Source organism: Bacillus sp. Medicinal_06, from assembly GCF_056711665.1.
The window spans coordinates 68,346-79,889 of sequence record NZ_JBWYHD010000016.1 but is presented as its reverse complement, the minus strand read 5'-3'; the positions used below and the strand labels follow the sequence as shown (position 1 = coordinate 79,889).

Here is an 11,544-nt window from a genome sequence, read left to right as displayed (position 1 = left end):
ACATCACAAATGAAGCACAAGAAGGTGGAATAATTACCGCAACAAGTTTACGAGTGAGAAGCCAAGCGAATACAAGCAGTGCGATACTAGGAAACTTGAAAAACGGAGAAAAAGTAACGATTTTAGGAAAAGCAAATGGCTGGGCGAAGATTAATTACAAAGGAAATGAAGGATACATCTCGCTAGAGTTTGTTCAAATTGGAATAAATCCTACAAATCCGACTGTTCCTGGACAAGTTATAGAAGAACGAGCAGTTGTAAATGCGTCTTTATTAAATGTTCGTCAAGGTCCATCTACAGGAACTACAATCATTGGTCATTTGAAAAATGGAGAGACTGTTACAATAGTTGCTAAAGAGAGTGGCTGGGCAAAAGTTCGGTTTAGCGGAGGTGAAGGATATGTCTCATTACAATTTTTAAAAATGAAGCAAGGTTCTTCTTCGTATGAAATTGTTACTTCATCTCAAAAAATCCAAAAGCCAAATGAAGTAGAAGCTGAGCAAATTATGCAAAATATGAAAGAAGATGCTTATATTACAAGCGGCGGTAAAGTTTTGAATATGAAGCAAGGGTTTGTTCGAGCGAATGGTGTTATTTATATTTATGATATTACGACTGGGAAGAAGCTTACGTATGTAAAAGGTGGAGCAGACTTAAAGTTTGTAAAAGCAGTAGGTGATCGTATACATGTGAAAATTGATGGATTGACAGGGTATGTGAATATAGATGATGTAACATTGCATCCGACAATGACAGGGGCAGCAACTTCTTATTATTCAGCAAAAAACGGAAAATTATACCACTATGTGTATAACTCTTCTACTGGTAAATATGCAACGTATCAAGTTGGCAATTCACCGAAGCATTTGAAAGAAGGTGAGCGATACGAGGCATTTGATAAAACACAAATTGGTGGAAAAGATAGTTATCAATACTTTGAATATGTGCCATTGCGCGTAACTTCTACGTATACAGGAGAAGAGATTGATAGTTTCTTACGTAAATCTAATGCTAATAGTCCTCTCATTGGATTAGGGAAATATTTTGTAAGTGCGGCAGAGAAGTATAAGATGAATGCTGGATATTTATTATCACATGCAATTTTAGAATCTGGTTGGGGAACAAGTCGTATTGCACAAGACAAGAAAAATTTATTTGGATTTAGAGCAGTAGACTCAGATCCTTATAACGGAGCAACTGGATTTAAAACATGGGAAGAAGGCATTGACTTTTGTGCAGCGTACATCGACAAACATTACTTAACACCAAGTGGAAACACGTATAATGGTGGGAATTTAGGTGATAAGGCACAAGGCATGAACGTCATGTATGCAAGTGATGAAAACTGGGGACAACAAATTGCATCGCTTATGTATAGAATCGATGCAATGAACGGAAGTAAAGATTTAAATAAATACCAACTTGGAACCTTGAAAACAGGTTCAGCGGTGTATAAAAATTTAGCTGGAAATCAAAATGGTTCCACGTCTCGAAATATAATGGTGGCGATTAAAAATACGATTCATACGCCGCAAGGTTCATATTATGAAATCGTTTCAGATAATAAAGCATATAATAGTGTTTATGTGAAGACAGAATCAGTGAAGCTAGTAAACTCTTATTAAGGTAGAGGGGGATCTTGTATTTTATCAATTTAGCAGAACAGGGTCATACCGTTAGAAAGAAGTGACAGGATGAAAAAATATATTGCGTTTGATATTGGGGGTACACAAATTAAGTATGGGGTTGTTTCAGAATTTGGAACAGTACTAGTACATCAAATCGTTTCTACCGAGGCACATTTAGGTGGCGAACAAATTGTTCAAAAGCTTATCAGTTTGTCTCAACATTTAATGAGTAAGCATAATATTTCTGGAATTAGCATTAGTACAGCAGGAATTGTTGATATACATAAAGGAATGGTAACTGGTGGCGTAGATCATATTCCTCGCTATGCCGGAACTCCTATTGTTGATAGATTGCAAACTACGCTAAAGATCCCTGTTTCAATTGAAAATGATGTAAATTGTGCAGCATTAGGAGAGAAATGGCAAGGAGTGGGAAGGCAAAAGAAAAATTTTATTATGCTTACCCTTGGAACGGGAATTGGTGGTGCTATTGTTATTAATCATGTGTTGTACCGTGGACATTCATTTAGTGCTGGTGAATGGGGGAACATGTTAATTGAAGGAAAACGATTTGAAGAGATTGCATCTATTTCAGGGTTAATCCGTCTTGTAAAGCAATATAAAGGTGATGGTAACTGGAATGGAAAAACAATTTTTGAGTTATACGATAAGAAGGATAAAGAAGTCATTGAAGCAGTTCAAGTATTCTTTAAACATTTAGCGATTGGAATTAGTAATCTTGCGTATATCTTTAATCCACAAGCGATTATTATTGGCGGTGGTATTACTGAGCGTGGGAATGTATTGTTAGAAGAAGTGAAAAAAGAGGTGCAAAAATATTTGGAACAAGGAATCTATCAAAATTGTGAAATAAAACTAGCGAAAAATCGTAATCATGCGGGTGTGATTGGATCAATTTACCACTTCTTACATCCTCATGAATAAATGACGTGAATGTTTTCATATAATTGAAAATTTATTCTTTTTTTCAATCGACAAATAATGCTACAATATAAGAGAAGAATACAATATTTTCCCATTTGGAAAGTACCTTGTAGAAAGGAAGAAACTTCATGCCTATTATTTTAGAAAAAGGACAGAAGATTGACTTAACGAAGGGACAACCAAGAGTAGCAAAATTGCAGGTTGGCTTAGGATGGGATCCGATTGGACAATCAGGTGGGTTTCTATCTTCGTTATTTGGAAGCAAACCAAACATTGATTGTGATGCATCTGTGATTATGCTAGAAAATGATCGTTTTTTAAATAAAAATGATCTTGTTTACTTTGGTAATAAGCTATCTGCTTGTGGAAGCGTTATTCATTCAGGTGATAATTTAACAGGTGAAGGTGCTGGCGATGATGAAACGATTTTCGTAGAATTACATAAAGTTCCGAGCCGTATTAATCGTTTAGTATTTGTTGTAAATATTTATGATTGCGTGAATCGTCGCCAAGACTTTGGAATGATTCAGAACGCGTATATTCGGATTCAAAATCCGCAAACACGTGAAGAATTAGCGCGTTATAATTTGTCGGAAAATTACGGCGGGAAAACAACGTTAGTTGCAGGTGAAATGTATCGTCATAGCAGTGAATGGAAGTTTTCTGCAGTTGGAGAAGGTACACAAGATAAAAATTTAAGTGAGATTGTATCACGTTATCAATAATACAATTTAAGGAGGAATAATATATGGCATCGATTTCGTTAAAAAAAGGACAAAAGGTAGATTTAACAAAAACAAATCCAGGTCTTTCTAACGTTCTTGTAGGTCTTGGGTGGGATACAAATCGTTATGATGGACAAAATGATTTTGATTTAGACGTTAGTATTTTCCTAGTAGGTGCAAACGGTAAAGTATCAGGTCCAGAAGACTTTGTTTTTTATAACAATCCAAAGGGTGCAAACGGTTCTGTAGAGCACTTAGGAGATAATCGTACCGGTGAAGGTGAAGGCGATGATGAAACAATTAAGGTGGACTTAAAGAATGTTCCAGCGCATATTGAACGTATTTGCTTCACAATTACAATTTATGATGGAGAAAGCCGTAGCCAAAATTTCGGACAAGTATCTAATTCTTTCGTACGTATTGTAGATGAAGAAAAAGGCGCGGAGCTAATTCGTTATGACCTTGGGGAGGACTTCTCTATTGAAACAGCAGTAGTAGTCGGTGAATTATATCGTCATGCTGGTGAATGGAAGTTCAATGCAATTGGAAGTGGATTCCAAGGCGGATTAGGTGCGTTATGTAACAACTTTGGTTTAGATGTAGAGTAATGAGAAAAATATACATGAGTGAATAGGTACTTCACTCATGTATATATTTTTAGAATCATAGTATAAGAGGTGAATATAGATGGTTATTCAATTACAAAAAGGACAGAAAATTGATTTAGGTAAAACAAGCCCAGGTCTTACCAAGGCAGTTATCGGTCTTGGATGGGATATTAAATCATATGACGGCGGATCTGATTATGATTTAGATGCATCTGCTTTCTTATTAGATGCAAATGGAAAATGTACGAAAGAAACAGATTTTATTTTCTATAACAACTTACAATCTCCTTGTGGATCGGTTTTACATACAGGTGATAACCGTACTGGTGCTGGCGAAGGTGATGATGAGCAACTTGTTGTAGATTTAGCGAAAGTTCCAGCAGATGTGCACAGAATTGCAATTACCGTTACGATTTATGATGCAGAAGGACGCAATCAAAACTTTGGACAAGTTGCAAATGCATTTGTTCGTCTAGCAAATGAAGAGACAAATGAAGAAGTTCTTCGTTTTGATTTAGGGGAAGATTTCTCCATTGAGACAGCAGTTGTCTTTTGTGAATTATACCGTCATAATGGACAGTGGAAGTTTAATGCAGTAGGAAGTGGATTCCAAGGTGGATTAGGTGCGCTTGTAAGAGCGTATGGCTTGGATGCATAAGAAGGAAACGAACTTCGTTTCCTTTTTTCGCCTTTCTATAAATCTAGCAAAGAATAGGGGACAACAGTAAGATGAGCATTTTACAAGGCATTCTTGATACGTATGCCCAATTTTTTGATTTGGACATGTGGATTAAGGTGTTGCAAGATCCAGTATCATGGGGGTTAATCGGTACACTTGTTGTACTCGAAGGTTTATTATCTGCCGATAACGCACTTGTGTTAGCGGTAATGGTAAAACATTTACCAGAGGAAAAACGTAAAAAAGCATTATTCTATGGACTTATTGGAGCTTATGTATTTCGTTTTATCGCAATTGGAATCGGAATGTTCTTAATTAAATTAGCTTGGGTGAAGGTTCTTGGTGCACTTTACCTTGCTTGGTTATCAGTGAAGTACTTCATTGATAAGAAAAAAGGTGAAAATGAAGAAGAAGAAGCTCATGGTATGAATCAAAACAGCATTCTCTTTAGAATATTTGGTGTTTTCTGGGGAACAGTTGTCATGGTTGAATTAATGGATATCGCCTTTTCAGTAGACAGCGTTCTTGCAGCATTTGGTGTTTCCAATGAAGTTTGGATTCTACTATTAGGTGGAATGCTTGGTATTTTAATGATGCGTGGTATTGCTGGTGTATTTTTAAAATTACTAGAACGTATTCCAGAGCTTGAAACGACAGCATATATTTTAATTTTAATCATCGCAACGAAAATGTTGTTGTCTGTCGTTGATATTCACATTAGCCATACAGTATTCTTTATTATTCTAGTCGTTGCATTTGGAGCGACATTTATTTTGCATTATATGCGAAATTCTGGACAAGCTCGCGAAGAGGTTGCGGCTACTAAGAAAGAAGATAAATAATTGAAATGGGTTAGCTCGTTATGCGAGCGCCCATTTTTTATAACCTAAAATAGTTTATAATAAAAGAGATAAGATATTATTTCCAAAAAAAGTAAATGTTTTTCGGAGGTGAACTGTCGTGTTTTCGCGTTTTACACTTCATCCACATGTATTAAAAGAAGAAGCTGATTTAAAACAATTTGAAACGATTTTAGAAAAGCGCCCACAGTATGAATTAACAGAGAATGAGATGAAATTTAGCTACATAGCTTGTCGTATTCTTGGTGTTCCTAACGATGTAGATGAATATTTTAATGAACTGTTTGATTATAGTGAAGCGAAAGGCATTCATGTACTGCATGAACAAAACTTGAATAAAGTAATCAATTCTGAGAAGCTCCGTCATATTCAAGAAGTATTTACGCTTCATCAAGAAGCACCGAATGGTCTTACTGTAAATCGTCTTGTTGCACATTTATCAGGAAAACAGTTGTTACCTAAAGTTGATAATCCAGATTTACAACATTATATACATACAACATTTATCTCTATATTGAAATTATATGAGAAACAACATAATCAATCATTAAAAACAGAAGGTTTTCGACGTTTCTTAATTGATATCATTAAATTAAGCGAAAATTACGTAGCGAAGTGGTTTTCGACAATTAATTATAAAAAACAAATGCCTCGCATCGTTTGGTATGGGGATGCGAAGGAGAGTCGTATCTATTTCTTATACTTTCTTATTATGCTCGGGTGTGATGTTTTATATTATCATCCAGAAGGAAAAGATGGCTTTGAAAGTGTTGATGATGAAGAAAAGACATTTGTTATTTCTCATCCAAGTCGCATTTCATTAGAACCATTTCCAGATCGGCGCAGGGAACGTGTCGCAACGGTTGCTTACCAAGCATCGAAAGAAATTGAACAAGTACTCCACCATGATAATTCTTTATTATACAAACCGTGGCAATTCCGTACTTATACACCTGTGGCACGTACGCTAAAAACAACATATGATGAACTATTTTTAATTACGAAAGAGAAGGCATTTGTACGTCCAACATTCTTTGTGGAAAATAAACATATCTATATTCCGTCTTTATTTGCGAAAGTATCAGGCGTTTCAAAAAATGATAAAGAATACTTCCAACGATTAAAGGCGGTCACATCATTTGATAATAGCTTGTTAATTAATACATTTCCATTTACAAAAGAACAAAAAGCAAATTTCCAATTTCATTATCGAGATGCATTAGACCGTGCTGGGAAACTACATCCCGATCAAATCATGAACAGTCATTGGTGGCCACACAAGCGTTTACCTGAAGGACTACAACATGGAATCGCAGAGGCAATTATTCATACGTGTGAAAGTGAACTTTGTAAACCTGTGGGGAAAGAAACGAAACAAGAGGTAGCACTGTATGTTTTTGCGCAGCTGTCCCAAATTCCACCTCATATTTTAGAGTTACTTGAGAAATTTGATTATTCGCAAGAAGTACCAAAAATTGTTATATTTAATAATGAGAAAAGCGGAGAATTAACTCGTTCTGATTCTGTTTTACTGCTGTTCTTAAATCAAATTGGAATTGATGTATTGCACTTCAATCCGACAGGAAGAAATGATATTGAACAGTATATTGAAGCAGGAGCATTCGATTCGCATTGGCTTGAAGAAGTGAATTTTGATCTTGAATTTCATGGTCCATCGGCCTATAAGAATTTATCTCAAACAATAAAAGGACTATTTCGTCCATTTTTATAAAGAAGGGGAGAAATAACATATGAATAATAATCCTATCGTACTAGATCCGAAAACAGAATTAAATGAGCAAACTGCACAAGATCTTCGCATGCAGCTGAGACAAGATGCTGAAGTGCAACGTATTTATAATGCCGTTGATATTAAAGATCAGCTGGAACTAATTGAGCTTGGTAAAGAACCTTCTATGGAGATTTCACGTTTTGCGGATCAGATTTTACATACAATGTCTTTATCAAAGATAGAAGATTCTGGTGACTTATTAAAACAACTTGGCAAAATCATGGACAGGTTTGATAGTAAGGATTTTGCGGAAGAGAAAAGCGGATTTTTCTCCCGTATGTTTAAAAAAGCAGATAAAATGATTGAACAAATCTTTAGTAAGTATCAAACGATGGGGCGTGAAATCGACAAAGTATATGTGGAAATTACAAAATACCAAGATGAAATGAAAAAGTCGATTGGTACGTTAGATGGTTTATATGAACAGAATTTAAAATATTATTTAGACTTAGAGAAATATGTAGTAGCAGGAGAAATGTTACTAGAGCGCCTAAACACAGAACTAGTTCCAATGTATGAAGAGCGCGTTCGAAATAATGATCAATTGGCAGGTATTGAATTAGAATCTTTGAGAAACTCTGTTGAAATTTTAGAACAACGTATTGATGATCTAGAGAAGGCTCGTATGGTTGCGTTATTAACAGCACCACAAATTCGTATGATTCAGCGTGGTAATAACAAATTAATTGGTAAAATTAATACAGCGTTTATTACAACAATTCCTATTTTTAAAAATGGAATTATTCAAGCTGTGAATGCAAAACGCCAAAAGCTTGTTGCGGATTCTATGGCTGAGCTTGATCGCCGTACGAATGAGCTACTTAAGAAAAATGCACAAAATATTGCAACGCAAAGTGTTGAGGTAGCAAGACTTTCTGGTTCTTCTAGTATTAAAATGGAAACACTTGAAGAAACATGGAATATCATTTCAAGAGGTATGCAAGAAACACAGCAAATCGAAGAACAAAATAAACGTGAACGTGAAGAAAGTCGTAAACGTATGGCAGAACTTACAGAGAATATTAAAAAAGAATTACGAGGGTAATAAAAAGGCAATGAGGAGATTCCTCATTGCCTTTTAACTTCTCTTAAACACCTTTATAATCTCATTTACAACAAGCGGAATCATACTTAGTACTATAACAAATCCCCAATCTTTTAATGTTAAGGCATGTACCCCAAATATATTAGCAATCGGTGGGATCGAGATAATACATATTTGCATCAAGATACCGATAAGTAGGGAGAAAACTAAGTATTTATTTGTGAATACTCCAATTGAAAAGATTGATTTTGTGCTTGATCGTAAGTTGAACGAATGAACAAGCTGTGAAAAACTAAGTACGACAAACGCCATTGTTTGAGCGTGTAGTAATGCATCGTCATCAATTTGAGATGGGAACAGTGGGAAGATATTTGTATCTCCTGTATATAATTTCGCTCCAACAATAAAGGCGATTAAAGTAAGGATCCCTATGACGATCCCGTTTAGAATAAGAAAAGAAACGCTACCACTAAATAAGCTTTCTTTCGTACGGCGCGGCTTTTCTTTCATCACATCTGGATCTTCTGGATCAACCCCAAGTGATAAAGCGGGAAGTGTATCTGTAATTAAATTCACCCACAAAATGTGAATCGGACGAAGCGGTGTAGCCCATCCGAGTAAAATAGCTAAAAATAGTGCAATAATTTCTCCAAAGTTGCAAGAGAGTAAGAAAAGAATGGATTTTTTTATGTTGCGATAAATATTTCTTCCTTCTTCAACAGCTTTGACAATAGATGAGAAGTTATCGTCTGTTAAAACCATGTCAGCTGCACCTTTAGCGACGTCTGTCCCTGTAATCCCCATTGCGACTCCGATATCTGCTTGTTTTAAAGACGGTGCATCATTGACTCCATCCCCAGTCATAGAAACAATATTTCCTTTTGCACGTAGTGCCCCGACAATTTTAACTTTATGCTCAGGAGAAACACGTGCAAATACATTTAAATGATTAATTTCATTTGCTAATTTTTCGTCTGAAATACGATCTAATGTTGTTCCAATCATGACTTCAGATTCTTTTTCTGCAATACCAAGTTCTTTTGCGATGGCAAAAGCAGTATCTTTATGATCTCCTGTAATCATAACAGTACGAATTCCTGCGTTTTTACATTCGGCAATAGATGCTCTCACTTCTGTTCGAGGTGGATCAATCATACCGACAAGCCCTATAAATATAAGGTTTTCCTCTAGAGAATCGTTAGTGATTCTTTCTGTAGCATGTTGTTTGAAAGCAAATGATAGCACACGTAAAGCTTGTTGAGACATCATTTGAGCCGCTTTTAATATTTTTTCTTTATAAGCATCAGTTAACATTTCAGTTTTACCATTTATAAAGATATGGGTGCAACGAGGTAAAAGTTTATCGATTGCGCCTTTTGTCATGCTGTAATAGTTTTCATTGTACTCATGCAGTGTTGACATCATTTTGCGTTCGGAATCAAATGGCAATTCGTTTACACGTCTATGTTGATTTTCTAACGTATCTTTTTGAACACCCAAAATGTTACCGGCAACAAGAAGAGCAATTTCGGTTGGATCACCAGTCTGTGATTCAGCTGTATAAGATGCGTCATTACATAGGACCATATTTTCTAATAGCAAATGATGGACTGTATTATTTACGTTTAAATTTTCGAGTTTGTCGTATGTACAATCACTATAGAAATGAGTAACAGTCATTTTGTTTTGTGTTAATGTACCAGTTTTATCTGAGCAAATAATTGTAACGGAACCGAGTGCTTCAACAGCTGGAAGCTTTCGAATGATTACGTTTTGTTTAATCATACGCTGTACGCCGATTGCGAGAACGATAGAAACAATTGCGGGTAATCCTTCTGGAATCGCAGCAACGGCTAAACTAATGGCAGTCATAAACATTTCTAGTGTGTCTCGTCCTTGGAAATATCCGATGCAGAACATAATGATGCAAATTGCTACAGCTACAAATCCTAAATATTTTCCGACTTGAGCTAAGCTTTTTTGAAGTGGTGTTGCATCATCATCAGTTTCATGCAAAAGAGTAGCAATTTTTCCAATCTGTGATTTCATTCCTGTTTCAACAGCAACGCCAACACCTCGTCCGTATGTAACAAGAGTGGACATAAAGGCCATATTTTTTTGATCACCTAGTGGGACTTGTTCTTCGCCTTGAAGAGAAGGATGGTAAAGTGAATCTTTATCAACAGGAACAGATTCGCCTGTTAATGCAGACTCCTCAATTTTTAAATTTGCAGTTTCGATAAGGCGTAAGTCGCAAGGAATATATCGTCCTGCATCGAGCATAACAATATCACCTGGAACGACTTGTTCGGCTGGTATTTCTTTTAATTCCCCATCTCGTTTTACAATTGCTTTAGGCGTGGCCATCTTTTTTAATGCTTCTAGCGCTTGTTCTGCTTTCGATTCTTGAATGACACCAATTACAGCGTTTAAAACAACAACGAGAGCAATAATGCTAGCATCGGCCCATTCACCTACAAAGGCAGAGATAAGAGCGGCAATTAAAAGAACATAGACGAGGACATCATTAATTTGGGAAAAAATACGTTGCCATAAAGTTCTCTTTTGTTTCGTCGTGAGTTCGTTTCGGCCATATTTTGTTAGGCGGTTTTGTACCATTTCATCTGTTAAACCATGTTGTTCATTTGTTTCAAGTGCAAGTATTGTTTGATCTTTCGTTTTACTATACCAATTGTTCATCGATAAGCACCTCCGGTAAACACAGTTAGCCATGGTAAAGTGGAGAGTATTCGTTGTGAGGTCTATGGTGAAGTTCTCTTTTTATTGTACAGTATTTGGAAAATAAATGTAGGGAAGCGAAAGGATGTCATGAATTTGTTAGAATTGGACTAGCGCCGCCCTTACTTCGTTTAGAGCGGGGCTTCTCGGTTAAAAAATAATGAAGAGTCCCTTTGTACAAAGGGACTCTTCATTATTTTTTAATTAACATACCCAACTCTTCTGTAATAGCTTGCATTTCACTAATGCTAAATGTTTCGCGTTTCATTACATGATCATAAATGTCACGTAAATCCTCATACATTTCTTCGTTAAAGCTTTCGGCACGCATTGCACCAGCGTTTACCATGCGTAACTTTTCTTTAATTGCGTCTACCATATATTCAACATTTTCTTTCGATTTTACGGATAAATCCACCGAAGTGTCCCCCTTTGAAATAACATAAGGCTATCTTAACATTTTTTATCATTTTCGTTAATGCAACTTTTCAATCCTATTAAATTAGTAGGTATTTCCTTTATA

The 11,544-nt window shown here is 35.9% G+C and carries 10 protein-coding genes; 8 read left to right on the top strand and 2 right to left on the bottom strand.

The window, feature by feature from the left end; all coding sequences use genetic code 11:
- The 8 genes from AC1M36_RS24820 to AC1M36_RS24785 all read left to right on the top strand — a co-directional run.
- On the top strand, positions 1 to 1,625 hold a 1,625-nt coding region (locus tag AC1M36_RS24820), incomplete at its 5' end, for an SH3 domain-containing protein (protein WP_479846309.1).
- Positions 1,626 to 1,694: 69 nt separating this feature from the next.
- Positions 1,695 to 2,573, top strand: coding sequence for an ROK family protein (locus AC1M36_RS24815; RefSeq protein ID WP_336453282.1), 879 nt, complete (start codon positions 1,695 to 1,697; stop codon positions 2,571 to 2,573).
- 128 nt (positions 2,574 to 2,701) lie between these two features.
- Positions 2,702 to 3,298 carry a TerD family protein gene (locus AC1M36_RS24810; protein WP_336453283.1) on the top strand — a complete coding sequence of 199 codons (597 nt, stop codon included), beginning with the start codon at positions 2,702 to 2,704 and terminating at the stop codon, positions 3,296 to 3,298.
- Positions 3,299 to 3,321: 23 nt separating this feature from the next.
- Positions 3,322 to 3,906, top strand: a complete 585-nt coding sequence (locus AC1M36_RS24805) for a TerD family protein (protein WP_336453284.1) — start codon at positions 3,322 to 3,324, stop codon at positions 3,904 to 3,906.
- Between the two features lie 79 nt (positions 3,907 to 3,985).
- A complete protein-coding gene (locus tag AC1M36_RS24800; protein WP_336453285.1) occupies positions 3,986 to 4,564 on the top strand; it encodes a TerD family protein in 579 nt (192 codons plus the stop codon).
- A gap of 71 nt (positions 4,565 to 4,635) precedes the next feature.
- Positions 4,636 to 5,427, top strand: a complete 792-nt coding sequence (locus AC1M36_RS24795) for a TerC family protein (protein WP_336453286.1) — start codon at positions 4,636 to 4,638, stop codon at positions 5,425 to 5,427.
- A 118-nt stretch (positions 5,428 to 5,545) separates the two neighbouring features.
- The gene (locus AC1M36_RS24790; protein ID WP_479846308.1) at positions 5,546 to 7,177 is read left to right on the top strand and encodes a YceG family protein; all 1,632 of its coding nucleotides are present in this window, start codon (positions 5,546 to 5,548) and stop codon (positions 7,175 to 7,177) included.
- Positions 7,178 to 7,196: 19 nt separating this feature from the next.
- Entirely contained in the window at positions 7,197 to 8,282 is a 1,086-nt protein-coding gene (locus tag AC1M36_RS24785) for a toxic anion resistance protein (RefSeq protein WP_336453288.1), read from the top strand.
- 33 nt (positions 8,283 to 8,315) lie between these two features.
- Here AC1M36_RS24785 and AC1M36_RS24780 read toward each other — a convergent pair whose 3' ends face one another.
- Positions 8,316 to 10,982, bottom strand: coding sequence for a cation-translocating P-type ATPase (locus tag AC1M36_RS24780; RefSeq protein ID WP_336453289.1), 2,667 nt, complete (start codon positions 10,980 to 10,982; stop codon positions 8,316 to 8,318).
- A 232-nt stretch (positions 10,983 to 11,214) separates the two neighbouring features.
- The gene (locus AC1M36_RS24775; RefSeq protein WP_336453290.1) at positions 11,215 to 11,439 is read right to left on the bottom strand and encodes a DUF1128 domain-containing protein; all 225 of its coding nucleotides are present in this window, start codon (positions 11,437 to 11,439) and stop codon (positions 11,215 to 11,217) included.
- Positions 11,440 to 11,544: the final 105 nt, after the last annotated feature.

Bases quoted from the DNA above. Each gene is read 5' to 3' on its own strand.
- AC1M36_RS24815 (WP_336453282.1), top strand. From the start codon at position 1,695: ATGAAAAAATATATTGCGTTTGATATTGGGGGTACACAAATTAAGTAT.
- AC1M36_RS24785 (WP_336453288.1), top strand. From the start codon at position 7,197: ATGAATAATAATCCTATCGTACTAGATCCGAAAACAGAATTAAATGAG.
- AC1M36_RS24810 (WP_336453283.1), top strand. From the start codon at position 2,702: ATGCCTATTATTTTAGAAAAAGGACAGAAGATTGACTTAACGAAGGGA.
- AC1M36_RS24805 (WP_336453284.1), top strand. From the start codon at position 3,322: ATGGCATCGATTTCGTTAAAAAAAGGACAAAAGGTAGATTTAACAAAA.
- AC1M36_RS24780 (WP_336453289.1), bottom strand. From the start codon at position 10,982: ATGAACAATTGGTATAGTAAAACGAAAGATCAAACAATACTTGCACTT.
- AC1M36_RS24800 (WP_336453285.1), top strand. From the start codon at position 3,986: ATGGTTATTCAATTACAAAAAGGACAGAAAATTGATTTAGGTAAAACA.
- AC1M36_RS24795 (WP_336453286.1), top strand. From the start codon at position 4,636: ATGAGCATTTTACAAGGCATTCTTGATACGTATGCCCAATTTTTTGAT.